The 14,902-nt window shown below is 51.0% G+C and carries 12 protein-coding genes; 8 read left to right on the forward strand and 4 right to left on the reverse strand.

The genetic code is table 11. The features are described 5' to 3' along the window. Positions 1-87: 87 nt before the first annotated feature. Positions 88-2,457: a glycoside hydrolase family 95 protein gene (locus AC1VOR_RS07175; RefSeq protein WP_482616835.1), complete on the forward strand. Its 2,370-nt coding sequence runs from the start codon at positions 88-90 to the stop codon at positions 2,455-2,457. A gap of 94 nt (positions 2,458-2,551) precedes the next feature. Here AC1VOR_RS07175 and AC1VOR_RS07180 read toward each other — a convergent pair whose 3' ends face one another. The 3 genes from AC1VOR_RS07180 to AC1VOR_RS07190 all read right to left on the reverse strand — a co-directional run bounded on the left by AC1VOR_RS07180 (position 2,552) and on the right by AC1VOR_RS07190 (position 4,345). Continuing rightward, a complete protein-coding gene (locus AC1VOR_RS07180) occupies positions 2,552-2,956 on the reverse strand; it encodes a VOC family protein (protein ID WP_482616836.1) in 405 nt (134 codons plus the stop codon). Positions 2,957-3,101: 145 nt separating this feature from the next. Further along, on the reverse strand, positions 3,102-3,347 hold the full coding sequence (locus tag AC1VOR_RS07185) for a WYL domain-containing protein (protein WP_482616837.1): 246 nt from the start codon (positions 3,345-3,347) through the stop codon (positions 3,102-3,104). Between the two features lie 164 nt (positions 3,348-3,511). Beyond that, positions 3,512-4,345 (reverse strand): AraC family transcriptional regulator, encoded by an 834-nt coding sequence (locus AC1VOR_RS07190; protein WP_482616839.1) that lies wholly within the window; start codon positions 4,343-4,345, stop codon positions 3,512-3,514. A gap of 348 nt (positions 4,346-4,693) precedes the next feature. Between AC1VOR_RS07190 and AC1VOR_RS07195 the strand changes: the two genes are divergently transcribed. Beyond that, positions 4,694-6,724: a beta-galactosidase gene (locus AC1VOR_RS07195; protein ID WP_482616840.1), complete on the forward strand. Its 2,031-nt coding sequence runs from the start codon at positions 4,694-4,696 to the stop codon at positions 6,722-6,724. A gap of 88 nt (positions 6,725-6,812) precedes the next feature. On the opposite strand, the gene AC1VOR_RS07200 is transcribed toward AC1VOR_RS07195, so the two are convergent. Continuing rightward, positions 6,813-7,886 (reverse strand): M42 family metallopeptidase, encoded by a 1,074-nt coding sequence (locus AC1VOR_RS07200; protein WP_482616841.1) that lies wholly within the window; start codon positions 7,884-7,886, stop codon positions 6,813-6,815. A 417-nt stretch (positions 7,887-8,303) separates the two neighbouring features. On the opposite strand from AC1VOR_RS07200, the gene spoVAC reads away from it, so the two are divergent. The 6 genes from spoVAC (at position 8,304) to AC1VOR_RS07230 (ending at position 14,804) form a co-directional block, all read left to right on the forward strand. Further along, positions 8,304-8,810, forward strand: a complete 507-nt coding sequence (spoVAC, locus tag AC1VOR_RS07205) for a stage V sporulation protein AC (RefSeq protein ID WP_059052035.1) — start codon at positions 8,304-8,306, stop codon at positions 8,808-8,810. A 3-nt stretch (positions 8,811-8,813) separates the two neighbouring features. Next, positions 8,814-9,833 (forward strand): stage V sporulation protein AD, encoded by a 1,020-nt coding sequence (spoVAD, locus tag AC1VOR_RS07210; RefSeq protein WP_482616843.1) that lies wholly within the window; start codon positions 8,814-8,816, stop codon positions 9,831-9,833. Beyond that, on the forward strand, positions 9,833-10,183 hold the full coding sequence (gene spoVAE, locus AC1VOR_RS07215) for a stage V sporulation protein AE (protein WP_059052036.1): 351 nt from the start codon (positions 9,833-9,835) through the stop codon (positions 10,181-10,183). The genes spoVAD and spoVAE overlap by 1 nt, the downstream gene beginning before the upstream one ends. Before the next feature lie 153 nt (positions 10,184-10,336). Further along, complete coding sequence (locus tag AC1VOR_RS07220) at positions 10,337-11,293, forward strand: AAA family ATPase (protein ID WP_059052037.1); 957 nt, start codon at positions 10,337-10,339, stop codon at positions 11,291-11,293. A 2-nt stretch (positions 11,294-11,295) separates the two neighbouring features. Continuing rightward, complete coding sequence (locus AC1VOR_RS07225; RefSeq protein WP_482616846.1) at positions 11,296-12,528, forward strand: DUF58 domain-containing protein; 1,233 nt, start codon at positions 11,296-11,298, stop codon at positions 12,526-12,528. Then, complete coding sequence (locus AC1VOR_RS07230) at positions 12,525-14,804, forward strand: DUF4129 domain-containing transglutaminase family protein (RefSeq protein ID WP_482616848.1); 2,280 nt, start codon at positions 12,525-12,527, stop codon at positions 14,802-14,804. Before AC1VOR_RS07225 ends, AC1VOR_RS07230 begins: the two co-directional genes overlap by 4 nt. Positions 14,805-14,902 lie beyond the last annotated feature (98 nt).

Raw genomic sequence — 14,902 nt, forward strand, 5'->3', positions numbered from 1 at the left:
CAAAAACCGCATATTTTGATTAGAGAAAAGGCCCGTTTGTTTCGGGCTTTTTTTCTCTTAATTATTGAACCTATGGAGGCATGCAGCATGACGGGATTAGATCAGCGCGAAAGGCAATGGAAGCTTTGGTACAAGCAGCCTGCTTCCCGTTGGGAGGAGGCTCTTCCCGTTGGAAACGGGCGAATCGGCGGAATGGTATACGGAGGCGCCCGCCAGGAACTGATTGCTCTAAATGAAGATACATTATGGTCTGGCTTTCCGCGGGACCCTCAGAATTATGATGCATTGCGGCATTTGGGTCCGGCAAGGGAATTAATATTTACCGGGAAATATAAAGAGGCAGAGCAATTAATTGATGCGGGCATGCTGGGTCGCGGTACAGAGTCCTACCAGCCTCTTGGCAATTTGCGTGTCGAGCATTTGGCAGCAGGTGATGAGACAGAATATCAGCGGGAGCTGGACTTGACGACATGCATTGCTACTACCACCTATCGGGTTGGACAAGCTGAATATATTCGTGAGGTGCTGGTTAGTGCAGTGGATCAGGTGTTGGCAGTGCACGTAAAGGCTACAGGGGAACAACCGCTCGATATCTCGGCATCGCTTGATTCGCTGTTACCCTATCGTATAGGAAGAGGGCCGCAGGCAGCTTATCTCAAAATGCAAGGACAAGCGCCCAGTCATGTTGCCGACAACTACCGTGAGGATCATCCACAATCAGTGCTATATGAGGAGGGCTTGGGCGTATCCTTTGAGGTGCAGTTAGAAGTTCTTCCTACCGGCGGAACAGTATCGTTTGATGAGGATGCGGGTCAGTTAATTGTACAGGGAGCGAAGGAACTGACCCTGCTGCTGGCAGCAGCGACGGATTTTGCTGGTTACGATGTGATGCCAGGCAGGGGAGATGTAGACCCTGCAGAGAAGTGCCGCGCGGTGCTTGCATCTGCTGCCAAGCTAAGCTATGCGGAGCTTCGGCAACGTCATATTCAGGACCATCAGCGTTTGTTCAATCGCGTGGAGTTCGAGATAGGGGAGTTATCTCACGCTGGCAACCATCTGCCAACGGATGAACGTCTGGAAGCTTACCGCAAGGGGAGCGGGGATGGAGGGCTCGAAGCGCTTTATTTTCATTATGGGCGTTACCTGCTGATGACCAGTTCCAGACCCGGAACAGAGGCTGCTCATTTGCAAGGAATATGGAATCCACGGGTTCAGCCCCCATGGAACTGCGGGTATACCAGTAATATTAATGTTCAAATGAATTATTGGCCTGCGGAAATAGCCAATTTGAGCGAATGTCATGAGCCGTTGTTTGAACTGATTCGCGATCTCAGTGTCACCGGGGCAAGAACGGCCAAAATTCATTATGGTAGCCGGGGTTGGGTAGCACATCATAATGTAGATGTATGGCGTCAATCCATCCCATCCGATGGTGAAGCAAGCTGGGCTTTTTGGCCCATGGGTGGCGTATGGCTATGCCGGCATTTGTGGGAGCATTATACCTTTGAGCCGAACGAGGAATTTCTGCGGGAGACGGCGTACCCCTTGATGAAGGGGGCGGCCGAGTTCTGTCAGGATTGGCTGATTGAAGGCCCTGATGGCAGACTGACTACGGCTCCATCCACCTCGCCGGAGAACAAATTTCTCACGCCTGAGGGGGAGCCATGTAGTGTGTCGGCAGGAAGCAGTATGGATTTGTTCCTGATTCGCGAGTTATTGGAGCACACGATTCGTGCTGCCAGGTTGCTTGATCTGGATGAGAAATGGCGCGAGGAATTGTCAGTTGTGCTGGAGCGTATGGTCAAGCCAAAGATTGGGCAGGACGGGAGAATTCAGGAATGGAGTGAACCATTTGCTGAGGCGGAGCCAGGGCATCGGCATGTGTCTCATCTGTACGGATTTTACCCGGGGGACGCAATCACCGTAAGGGATACACCGGAATGGGCCGAAGCGGTCAGAAAGACGCTTGACGCACGGATCAAGAGTGGCGGTGGACATACAGGATGGAGTTGTGCTTGGCTAATCAATCTATATGCTCGCCTGGGAGACGGAGAAACGGCCCATCAGTTTATCAATACACTGCTGTCCCGTTCCACTTATCCGAACCTGTTCGACGATCATCCTCCGTTCCAGATTGATGGCAATTTTGGCGGTGCGGCGGGAATCGTGGAAATGCTGGTGCAGAGCCATATGGATGGAATCGATCTGCTGCCAGCCCTGCCAAGAGCTTGGGATTGCGGACGCGTTAGCGGCCTGAGAGCTCGGGGGGGATTTACAGTCGATTTGGCTTGGGAGAACGGTCGACTAACGTCAGCGACTCTCGTATCTGTAGTAGGAAGCGAATGTACGGTGCGGGGTTTGAACGGACTGCAGCTATGGAAGCCAGATGGTACGGCTGTTAGCGAAGGCAAGCGGTTCAAGACGGAAGCGGGAGCAACATACTCTATTCATGCCTAATATGTGGATATCTGCAAACAGCGCGTACCGATACACGGGTGCGCGCTGTTTGAGTTTAATTGGAATGGTTAATAAATTCTATTTCGTCATTTCTTTAATGTCTGTCTTTAAACCGATTAATCGCATCCTCTGTTACTGGCTGGAAGAGATTGATGAGGTTACCATCAGGATCGCGGAACAGCATGGAACGATTACCCCATGGCATCGTGGTCGGTTCATTTACCCAATGATCGACAATTGGCTTCAGCCGTACATATTCGGCCTCGACATCGTCGACGAGGAGCTCAATAATGACAGTGCGATTATTGGCCGCCACTACGGAATCGGCACCGAATAGCTGCGCCGTTTGAGAATGAGCAATTGCAAGGGTGCAGGATCGCGTAACGAGTTCGGCAAATACAGGCGCAAGACGCTCCGCCGAAATCTCCATAACTTGTTCATAGAACTTAACTAGACGATCTACATCGTCAGTAATGATGCGTACAGAAGTAAAATTCATAACATAACATCCTTCCAATATTGGTTTGACAGTTGAATAATAAATTCCTATAAGGTAGAAATCCATCTTCTCGCTTGCTTGTTTTGCCTTTTCTTTAATTCAACTTGTATACACTGTCCATTATAAAAAAACGCTACTGACAGCGTTATGTCAGTAGCGTTTTAAAATGTTTTTGGGCTTCCTCGCAAATCCGATTCCGGAATGTCTCCGGTTTAAGCACAATGACGTTCGCTCCCCAGCCAAGCACCCACTGCAGCGAATCATTCACATGACGAACACGTAAGATCACATCCAGCCCATCTTGATGCTCATTCATTTCATCTATGTAATGATAGTTCGATTCCTTGATTTTATCTGCTATATCAAGATTAAATCTAAGGAAGACTTGCAAGTAGCGATCATCTGGAGGGACATACTCCCTTAAGTCAAAGCCCGTTGGAAGCTCAAATCTTCGGCACGTACCGTTTGCCTGCTCTGCAACTCCAGCACGATGGCTAACAAACGATCTGTCTTGTTCATGGACTGCCCCCTTGAACCCTAATGCGAAACATTGTGCTAATGCAGTCTGCGGAACTGTTGCGGTGTCATGCCTGTGTGCTTGCGGAAGGTGGCTACAAAGTGGCTGGCATCGCGGAAGCCGGTCTTTCCGGCGATGCTGGACACGGTCACTCCGGGCTCGCTCGCCAGATGCTCCTTCGCCTTATGTATACGCATCTGAGTCAGATAGCTATAAGGCGCTATGCCAAATGTCTGCTGAAACAGCTTGCTCAGATGTCGGCCGGACATGCCGATGATGTCAGCCATGGTATCCAGGCCGATATCGGGATTCCCGTATTCCTGCTCCATCCAGGCGAGTAGAGGACCAAGCTTCTCCATATTGCGGGGAACGGCACTGTTACTGACATGGCCAAACTTGCTTAATACGCCCAGAAATCGATACACCTCTGTCGAGGTCTCCAGGCCAAACAAATCCTGTGTGTTCTCCAACTTATTCAACAACTCGGCAAGCAGTGGGGTCAGGGGTGCCTCCGGCTCCCAGCGGAACAGAGCGGCTTCCTGAATGCCAAATGCATTTAAAATCGCTGCGGCTGCCCCTCCTCCGAAGGTTACATAATAGGTCTTCCAGCTTGTACCCCGCTTGGCCTCGTAGGCATGGCTCATGCCGGGAGGCAACAGGATGCCGCTACCAGGGGGCAAGGGCACGGTGCCACTGCCAAATGAAATGCGCCCTTCTCCTTCAGCGGTTTGCAGCCAATGATAGTAAGGATAGCCATCCGGGCGAGTAATCTTCTCTTGATGGGGATTATAGCCCACGCTCTCCATCAGCAGCGGGAGATCGGGTGTGGCGGCGGGCGAAAATGCAAAACGGGTAAAGGCCCGTGGATTCATCTTATGTATTCCTCCTTGCTTCGTCCATATTATTATATAACAAAACGTGAATATTATATATAAAGCGGAGATGATACAAATTACAATGAGGTTATAATTATATTAGAGAGGTTGTTCAAAAAGTCGTCTTCCCAAGACGAAGCTGTTCGAGGAGTGGATTCGACATCGAATCTTGAATTCACCCGGGCCAAGCGTAGGCTTACGTAGTATGTTTCTTGCAGAAACATTTGAGGTACTCACGTACCCACTACGTACGCTCCGCTCCTCAGTCCCTAGCTTCATCCAACCTTCTTGGTCCTGAAAACTCGACTTTTTGAATACACACTCAAATAAAGGATGTGTACCTGAATGATAAATGATAAATTACCGAAAATCTGGTACGGCGGTGACTATAATCCGGAGCAATGGGGGCCTGATGCTTGGCAAGAGGATGAACGTATGTTCAAGCTGGCGGGCATCGACGTTGCTACGGTGAACGTATTTGCCTGGGCCTTGAATCAGCCGAGTGAAGATACTTATGATTTTACCCAATTGGATGCAACTATTGACCGCTTGTACAAGAGTGGAGTTCACGTATGTCTGGCGACCAGCACAGGGGCTCATCCTGCCTGGATGGCGCACCGTCATCCCGATGTATTGCGAGTGGATACTCAAGGGAGAAAACGGAAATTTGGAGGACGGCATAATTCCTGTCCATCCTCCCCAACGTACCGCAAGTATTCAGCCAAGCTGGCGGGCAAGCTGGCCGAACACTACAAGGACCATCCGGCACTACTGATTTGGCATGTATCCAATGAATATGGTGGTTACTGCTATTGCGATAATTGTGCTGCTGGCTTCCGGGTCTGGCTGAAGGAACGCTACAAGACGCTGGATGAGCTTAACCGGGTGTGGAATACACGCTTCTGGGGCCATACCTTCTATGATTGGGAGGAAATTGTGGTGCCTAGCGAGTTAAGTGAGGAATGGAACGGCAATCGTACGAATTTCCAAGGGATTTCGCTGGATTACCGTCGTTTTCAATCGCAGGCTTTACTGGATTGTTATAAGCTGGAATATGAAGAAATCAAGAAGCATACGCCAAATATTCCGATTACGACCAATTTGATGGGCTTGTATCCCGAGCTGGATTACTTTGAGTGGGCAAAGCATCTGGATATTGTCTCTTGGGATAACTATCCTTCCCTCGATACTCCGGTAAGTTTAACCGCGATGACCCATGATTTGATGCGGGGACTCAAGGGTGGCGATCCATTCATGCTAATGGAGCAGACACCAAGCCAACAAAACTGGCAGCCATACAACTCGCTCAAGCGTCCAGGTGTTATGCGTTTGTGGAGTTACCAGGCGGTAGCCCGTGGAGCAGATACGGTACTCTTCTTCCAGCTTCGCCGTTCGATCGGAGCTTGCGAGAAATATCACGGGGCAGTCATTGAACATGTGGGTCATGAGCATACCCGAGTCTTCCGCGAGGTCGCCGAACTTGGGCAGGAGCTTCAGCAGCTTGGCGACAAATTGCTGGATGCACGGACGGAAGCGAAGATCGGGATCGTGTACGATTGGGAGAACCGATGGGCCATTGAATTGTCCAGCGGTCCAAGCGTAGCTCTTAATTACGCGAACGAAGTGCATAAATATTATGATGCTTTGTTCCAGATGAACGTGGAAAGTGACATGATTTCCGTTGAAGAAAATTTTGATAAATACGAAGTCGTGATTGCACCTGTCATGTATATGGTGAAGCCAGGCTTCGCGAAGAAAGTGGAGAAGTTTGTGGAAAGAGGTGGCACCTTCTTGACCACGTTCTTTAGCGGCATTGTCAATGAAAATGATTTGGTAACCACCGGTGGTTATCCGGGTGAATTACGTAAGGTTCTTGGCATCTGGGCGGAGGAAATCGATGCGCTATTGCCAGGACGAAGCAATCAATTGGTGATGAAGCAGGCTTGGGGTGAGCTCTCCGGTCAATATCAATGTGAACTCCTGTGCGACTTAATCCATGCGGAGGGGGCTGAAGTTTTGGCTGAGTATGGCTCTGACTTCTACAAGGGCATGCCAGGCGTAACCGTTAATTCCTTCGGGAAAGGGCGGGCCTATTATCTCGCCAGCAGTCCGGAAGCTACTTTCCTGCAAGGCTTCCTGAAGAACCTGTGCGAAGAAAAAGGGATTCAGCCGTTACTTGAGACTCCGACTGGCGTAGAAGTAGCTCGCCGCGTGAAGGACGATCAAGCCTTCTTGTTCCTGCTCAATCATCATGAAGAAGCAGCGGAAGTAGAGGTAGGCTCCGGGAAGAAGGACGCACTGACAGGCCTTGAGGTGTCTGGCACGGTAACCGTACCGGGACGTGGTGTTGTCATTCTGGAAGGCAGCAAATCATAGACTAGATAAAACAGGCAATTTCGAGGGATAGCTCCCTCGAAATTGCCTGTTTTTGTGTACCCTTCAATCTCATTGGACGAGCCAACGATCAGCTATTCTCCAAAATCGTGTTCAATGTCGTTCGGTCCAATCCGCGTACCAGACGGATGAGCAGCTCCTTGGCGGCTTCATAATCATCCGTATGAATGATCGACGTAGAGGTGTGAATATAGCGGGAGCATATCCCGATTACACTGGAAGGGACACCGATGCCACTAAGATGTACTTGTCCTGCATCCGTTCCTCCAGGTGACACGAAGTATTGGTATTTAATCTTATGGGTATCTGCGGTGTCCTGAATATACTCTACCAGGCCGCGATGGGTAATCATGGTCGGGTCCAAAATTCGCAGTAGAGCGCCTTCACCAAGCTTTCCGAAGGAACGTTTATCTCCGGTCATGTCGTTGGCTGCACTGGCATCCAGAGCAAAGAAGATGTCTGGCTGAATTAGATTGGCGGCGGTGCGCGCCCCGCGTAGACCTACCTCTTCCTGAACGTTGGCACCGACGTAAAGCGTATTCGGCAGTTTGTCCTGATGCACGGCCTCTAGCAATTCCAGGCCCAGTCCAACCCCGTAACGGTTATCCCATGCTTTAGCCATGATTTTCTTCGGATTCACCAGGGGGGTGAATTCACAAATAGGTACGATTTGTTGACCCAGTCGTACACCAGCAGCTTCGGCCTGTTCCCGACTATCTGCGCCGATGTCCAGATACATGCTTTTCAGATCGACAGGCTTGCTACGTTGCGATTCGTCTAGCAGATGTGTCGGAATGGAGCCGACTACACCTACGATAGGGCCATTTGGAGTAATAATTTGCAGACGCTGGGCCAGTACAGCCTGGCTCCACCAACCACCGAGGGGTTGGAAGGCAATCATTCCGTTGTCGCTAATTCCGATAGTCATGAATCCTACTTCATCAAAATGTCCGGCGACCATGACTTTCGGGCCTTGTTCATCTCCGCGCAGAACGCCGAACAGTCCTCCTAGCCGATCCTGGACAAATTCCTGAGTATAGGCGGACATTTTCTCTTTGACGAGGGCGCGCAGCTCTCGCTCAAATCCCGGGGCTGCGGGGAATTCGGTAAGTTGCTTGAACAACTCCCGTGTTTGATTATTCATGCTCTAATTCTCCTTTTACCTTAACAATAATCTTAAGTATGAACTACCTCGTTTCGATTGTCCATGTTTCAGCTCATGTCAAGATAGGCACCCTGTATATATGGACGCATATACTGTATCAAGCAGCACTTCGCTGGGCGAATTAAGGGAGGCAAATGCATAATGGAGCGATATTCCAAGGATTGGCTCGTGATCTGTCTTCTGTTCATCCTGCTGGTCATTATCCTTCAATATTTGTAAAGGAAAGCTGATGGCATGCATTGTTCATGTATCCGTCCGGAGATTCTCCGGCGGTTTTTTTTGTTTTCATTTTTTTCTTTTCTAATGTTCTTATCATTTTCCAAACATAACAAATCCACAAATGACAAATAATGATGAGTATACCGTTTTCAATCGGAAAATAAGGAGGGGTATCGTTTGCCAGCAAAGAGCAAAAATTCATCAGGTGCCCGTATCAAGCTAAACCGCTTGTCATTAACGGAGCAAGAGTACAAGCAGGTGTCGGATCGGCACCAGCCCAAGAAGAAAATCTGGGGCAACTGTTTGCGGGCTTTCCTGGTCGGGGGCTTTATCTGCCTGATTGGTCAATGCATTCAACAGTTGTTCATGACCTTCGCGGACATGACATCACGCGAGGCGGCAAGTCCCACCGTGGCCGTCTTAATCCTGATCTCCGTCGTTATGACCTGTCTCGGCGTCTACGACAAGATTGCCCAGTGGGCGGGAGCGGGTTCGGCTGTACCGGTTACCGGCTTTGCCAACTCGATGTGCTCGGCGGCCATTGAAGCGCGGTCCGAAGGGTTGGTGCTCGGGGTAGGGGCGAATATGTTCAGACTGGCGGGATCAGTCATTGTTTTTGGCGTGGTGGCCGCTTTTATTATCGGTGTCATTCACGTTATTTTTGGCTTGGGAGGAGTGCATTAAGTGATGCTGATGGGCAAACAAACCTGGGAGTTCAAGACCAAGCCGGCCATTATCGGGACCGCTACAGTAGTTGGTCCAGAGGAAGGAGCCGGACCGCTGTCAAATACCTTTGACTTTGTATACGATAACCTGGAAATTGACGAGAAGACCTGGGAGAAGGCCGAACGTAAGCTATTGGAACATGCCTCATCCCTGGCCCTGGTTCATGCCGGTATCAATAAGGAGGACTTGTCGTTCTTCATTGGCGGTGACCTGATGAACCAGATCATTACGGCCACATTTGCGGCTCGGGAGATCCAGGCACCTTATCTGGGAGTGTTTGGGGCCTGCTCAACCTCGATGGAGAGCTTGGCGCTGGCTGCATTTCTGGCGGATGCGGGTGGAGCAAATTATGTCATGGCCGGAACGGCCAGCCACAACTGCACCGTGGAGAAGCAATTCCGCTACCCGACCGAATACGGCTCTCAAAAGCCACCGACCGCCCAGTATACCATTACCGGTGCGGGTTGTGCTGTAGTGGCACGTCAAGGCTCGGGTCCACGCATTACTCATGCGACAATTGGGCGAATTCAGGATTTGGGAGTGAAGGACCCGTTCAATATGGGGGCAGCCATGGCTCCGGCGGCGGCCGATACGCTGGTATCGCATTTTCGCGATACGGGGCGAAAGCCCGAGGATTACGATTTAATCGTAACGGGGGATTTGGCATCGGTTGGCCATCCCATTGTGAAGGAGATTTTGGGACGGGACGGTGTGTCTATGGAATCGACACACTTTGATGATTGCGGTCTGATGATCTATGACCGGGACAAGCAGCCCTTTGTCATCGCCGGCGGGAGTGGCTGCGGCTGCTCAGCGGTAGTCACCTATGGACATATTTTACAGAAGCTTAAGAGCAAGGAGCTTAACCGTGTGCTGGTAGTAGCTACAGGGGCGCTTCTGTCTCCGTTGTCATACCAGCAAGGCGAGAGCATTCCTTGCATTGCGCATGCCGTAGCACTTGAACAGGAGGGAACCAATTGATGATTTACGTATGGGCTTTTATCGTTGGCGGGTTGATTTGTGTGATCGGCCAGTTGATGTTTGACGTGTTAAAGTTAACGCCTGCACATACCATGAGCTCGCTGGTTGTTGCTGGTGCGGTGTTGGATGCACTGGGCTTGTATGACCCACTGGTCAAATTTGCAGGGGCTGGAGCGACGGTTCCGATTACGAGCTTTGGTAACTCGTTGGTGCATGGGGCATTAACCGAATTGCAGCGCGACGGGTGGATCGGGGTCATCACCGGGATTTTCGATGTGACCAGCGCCGGGATTTCTGCGGCGATCATCTTTTCCTTCCTGGCGGCACTGGTGGTCCGGCCGAAGGGCTAATCATTAGAAATAAATTGGCGCATTTACAGAGCATAAGTGTACTCCCTATCTATCTTCATGTAAAATAGGTAGATATAGTCAGACTGTTGAGAGAGCAATACGATTTCCTCAACTGTCCGACATAGACAGGTTTATTTGGGAGGGAAAAGACACGTGCCCGTAAATGAGCAATCGACACGAATATTGACCGCCGTAAGAAATAATCTGGAATCTTGCATTTTGGGAAAGTCTTTTGAAATCAATCTCTTGCTGTCCGCGCTGCTAGCCGGAGGGCATGTATTAATTGAAGATGTGCCGGGTACAGGGAAAACTCAACTAATCAGGGCTTTGGCCAAATCCATGCGTGGTGATTACCGGCGGATACAGTGTAATCCGGATATTTTGCCTAGCGACATCACAGGCGTATCGGTGTTCCATCCCCATGAGGAGAGGTTCGTGTTCAGGCCCGGACCGGTCATGACCCATATTCTGCTGGCTGATGAGATTAACCGTGCCACGACCAAGACGCAGTCCGCTTTGCTGGAGGTCATGGAGGAGCGTAGTGTAACCGCTGATGGTGTAACCTACGCCCTTCCTCATCCCTTCATGTTGTGCGCAACGCAAAATCCTATTGATTTTGAGGGAACGTATCTCTTGCCGGAAGCACAGCTTGACCGTTTCATGATGAAGATTGGTATTGGTTATCCCGATGCGGATACGGAGAAGGCGATGTTGCTCTCTCATAGCCAGGGACAGCCGGTTGAACAATTAGAGTCGGTGACGACGATGGAAGAGATCGCGGCGATACAACGTGAGGTGCAGCAGGTGCATCTTAGCGATGCTTTGTCCGACTATTTGCTGGATATTGTTCGTCAGACCAGGGAGCATGCCGATGTATTGCTGGGAGCTTCACCACGCGCCACACTAGCCTTTATGATGGCCGTGAAAGCCTATGCGTTCCTGGCAGAGCGAGATTACGTATTGCCTGATGATATCAAAACCTTGGCGCCTTATGTGCTGGGGCACCGAATTTTACTTAGACCTGAATCACGGCTGGGTCATCGAAACGCAAGCGAGGTCCTGCAACAAATTCTGCGGCAGATCCATGTGCCGGTGAGCGTAGGCCGATAACGATGCGGGCTTTGGCTGAAGGCATCAAGGCAGGCTTGGCCTCACGCAAGTTCTGGGTCGTGACTATGGTATGGCTGATTTGCTTATTCTACGTACTATTTCAGGGCGGGAAAACCTCGCTCATGCTATTCATGATGGTCTCGTTGCTGGCCGCTTATTGGCTACTCGGGAGCCTGGGCGGGGTAAAGCGAATCAGAGGGACACGTAGCTTGTCGCTGGATGGGGAACATGGGAGCCTGCTGCAAGCCGGAGATCAAGTGCTGGTCCGGCTAAATCTTCAGCTTCCGGCCTTCGCTGCGATTCCTTACTTTATCGTCAAGGAATCGCTTCAACGACATAACGGAGATACCTGGGCGTTTGAAGACAGCGTGGTTCCCCAATTTCGCGTTCGTTCAGAACTGATTTATAAGACACCTCCGCTGGAGCGGGGCAAATATACTTTCAATGGCACCTTGTGTAGTGCCGAGGATATCTTCGGGCTCATGGAGCATACCGGCGTATTCCACGCCGAAGGAGAGTTTCGTATATTGCCCCGGACGGTATTTATTCCCCATTGGGGTCTCTATAGTCGCAACTCGCGTATGGCTGGCCCGGAAACGGCAATTACGTTGTCGCGCCGGGAAACCACGCAAATCAACGGAGTGCGGGATTACGTCTATGGCGACCGCATCTCCCGGATTCACTGGAATGCCACGGCCAAGACGGGTACTTGGAAATCCAAAGAGTTTGAGCACGAATCCTTACCGAAGACCATGCTGGTATTGGATGCTCATGCGTCCGGTTATGTGCGGCCCGAGCTGTTCGAACTTGCTGTCTCTACGGCAGCTTCATTACTGGAATATGGGGCCAGAGAGCGGATCAGCATGGGGATGTATACCATGGGCAAGGTACTTCGCTCTTTTCCGCCAGTGGAAGGTTATCTGGAGCGTCAGCAAATGCTTCATCATCTGGTGGACATCAATGCCGACGGGCGGGGCCGCCATAAAGAGCAATTGGAAGCGCACCAGGAACTCTTCCAGCCCAGCTCCTTCTTCATCCTGATTACCCCGCTAGCGGATGACCAGGCCCTGGCCATGCTGCGGTGGGCCAAATCCCGGCAAATGATTCCCTATCATATTCAAATCGGGGAACCCCATTCGGGCTGGCAAGGCGTGTTGCAGGAACGGGGACTTCGCGGAGTAAGCGTATCCTCCCTTAGCGAACTTCCGGTGGCGATCGGAGGTGCCAAGCTATGAAGCAAGCTGTGAAGGGCACGCAATCTTTTTCCTACCGATTATTATCCTTGCTCTGGGTTGTAATTATTGCGTTCCAATGGGTTGACTTTACCGAGCCAATCTGGCTGACCGCAACGACCAACTTGGTCAGTGTTACCGTGGTGGTAATGGCTTTGGCTGAGCTTGTCCTCCCCTTCAGAACGGCCTGGAAATGGGCAGTCAAGGTTCCGTTGCTCCTCCTGATTTGGCGAGTCATGATGATGGAATCCCAGATTTATCAGCCGCAGGGGCCTTTCTTCCCGGACCAGCTTCGGGATATGGCGGCTACGTTCACACCTTATATCTGGTTCTCGCTCACGGCTTGGCTATTAATGGAGGCTATTTTGTACTCCATGACGAGCCGTCGCCGGATTTTATTCCTTCTAGGGGCGCATTTGCTGGCGTTCACCATTTTGGATTCATTTACTTCCTATCATCTATGGTCAAATGTAGCCTGGCTGGTATTTGCCGGATTAGGTTGGCTGGTTAGTATTCATTTCTATGAATATAAGCTAGAGTATCCGCAGGGGTGGCAAAAGCTACGTAGACGGCCACTGAAGATTGCCGTTAACGTCATGCTGGTATTTGCCTGCGTGTTGCTGATTGGTATCAGCATGCCCAAGATATCTCCTACCTTAACGGACCCTTATACGGCGTGGATCAAGCGCAGCGGCGGGACGGGAAATGGCACAACCCTTCTGTCCGGATCAGGGGGCGGCAGTTCATCCTCCTCTGCTCCCAATGAGGTTGTCTCCGGTTATAGCCGCGACGATACGAGCCTTGGTGACGGGTTTGAGTTCAGTTACAACCCGGTGATGTCGATTGAGACGCCGGTGAGATCGTATTGGCGGGGGGAGACCCGGCGAATCTATTCCGGTAAAGGCTGGGCCGACCTGGAGGAAGAAAGTCGGGATACCGAACGTTATCAGGGGGGCCCCAATGCCGAGTTACTGGTAAATGGTCAGCCGGGTAAGGTGGAGACGATGCAGGTTGAACAAATCGTAACCATGAGTACCGAGAAGGATTATCCTGTGTTGTTCGGTGGGTACGCTATGGAGAGCATAGAACTGCTGGATGAACGGGAAGCGGGGAATATGCGATGGGCCAGCCAGGAGGCGGAGATGTTCTGGAACGGCTACCGTAGTCCTGGAGAATTGCCGGATTACCCACAGAAATACAAGGTGGTAGCCAATATCCCGCTCATTCCGCTGGAGGAGTTGAAGGCAGCCAGCCTGGAAACTCTGTTTCCGGAGGGCACGAATGACGTGGAGGAATACTTGCAGATTCCCGGCAGCTTACCAGAACGGGTCAGGAATCTCGCTGAAGAAATCACGGCTGAAGGAACGACGCCTTATGAAAAAATGGATTTGCTGCAGGTCTATTTGCGCCAGAACTTTGAATACACCAACAAACCGGATTTGACGAGAAAGCAAAGCGATGATTTCGTTGACAGTTTCTTATTTGAAATTCAACAAGGCTATTGCGATTATTACTCTACTTCTATGGTGATGATGGCCCGCTCGCTGGGAATACCGGCACGATGGGTCAAAGGTTATGCTCCGGGTAGCCAGCCAAGCGATGAGATGATGATTCGATCGCCGGAGTTGGGACGTTCCTATCAGGTTAGCAACGCGGACGCCCATTCCTGGGCCGAGCTGTATTTTGGTGAATATGGTTGGATTACGTTTGAGGCAACCCCGGGCTTTGATGCACCGATTATGCTGGCTCCTGAGGAAAGCGAGGAAACGCTGGCTCCGGAAGTGGAGGAGGAGGAACAGGCGGTATCCAGGGAAGAGAGCTTCTTTTCTCAGTTTGATCCGAAGATTGTAAGGCGTGTGCTCTTCTCCGTCATCAGCGTGCTGGTGGCCTGGAACCTGTATCAATGGCGCTCTGAGCTATACTTCCTGTGGCTGCGTTTGCGTCTAGGTCGACCACTAACGCCGGGAGAGAAGACGATTTACGAGACGTTACGTTTGGTCAAGCGGCTTGGCCGCCAGGGCTTCACGCGAACGAAGGAAGAAACACTACGCGAGGCCTTCGGGCGTTGGAAGGTGGAACGTCCGCAACTGGCCGAAACGCTTGATCTGCTGCTACAGCAATTTGAACGGGCTAATTACAGCTCCGGGACAGTAACAGCAGGCGACTGGCTCACTACGCGCTCGTTGGTCAAGCAGGCAGTCAAGGTTGCCGGAGACGTAGGCTGGCAGCGGTTTACTTCTTTACCTGGCTTAAGCAGGCGTAATGAAACAAAGCGATGAACAATCGCCTCTTGCGCTTGCGCGGGAGGCGTTTTCTTTTTTAAAATATAAGGAAGTCAGGTCAAGATTATGGTATAGTTTGTCGTATGAAACTGAGG

This window comes from Paenibacillus sp. 1SOY10 (assembly GCF_056836745.1).

Bases quoted from the DNA above. Each gene is read 5' to 3' on its own strand.
- AC1VOR_RS07175 (WP_482616835.1), top strand. From the start codon at position 88: ATGACGGGATTAGATCAGCGCGAAAGGCAATGGAAGCTTTGGTACAAG.
- AC1VOR_RS07190 (WP_482616839.1), bottom strand. From the start codon at position 4,345: ATGAATCCACGGGCCTTTACCCGTTTTGCATTTTCGCCCGCCGCCACA.
- AC1VOR_RS07180 (WP_482616836.1), bottom strand. From the start codon at position 2,956: ATGAATTTTACTTCTGTACGCATCATTACTGACGATGTAGATCGTCTA.
- spoVAD (WP_482616843.1), top strand. From the start codon at position 8,814: ATGCTGATGGGCAAACAAACCTGGGAGTTCAAGACCAAGCCGGCCATT.
- AC1VOR_RS07195 (WP_482616840.1), top strand. From the start codon at position 4,694: ATGATAAATGATAAATTACCGAAAATCTGGTACGGCGGTGACTATAAT.
- AC1VOR_RS07225 (WP_482616846.1), top strand. From the start codon at position 11,296: ATGCGGGCTTTGGCTGAAGGCATCAAGGCAGGCTTGGCCTCACGCAAG.
- spoVAE (WP_059052036.1), top strand. From the start codon at position 9,833: ATGATTTACGTATGGGCTTTTATCGTTGGCGGGTTGATTTGTGTGATC.
- AC1VOR_RS07230 (WP_482616848.1), top strand. From the start codon at position 12,525: ATGAAGCAAGCTGTGAAGGGCACGCAATCTTTTTCCTACCGATTATTA.
- AC1VOR_RS07200 (WP_482616841.1), bottom strand. From the start codon at position 7,886: ATGAATAATCAAACACGGGAGTTGTTCAAGCAACTTACCGAATTCCCC.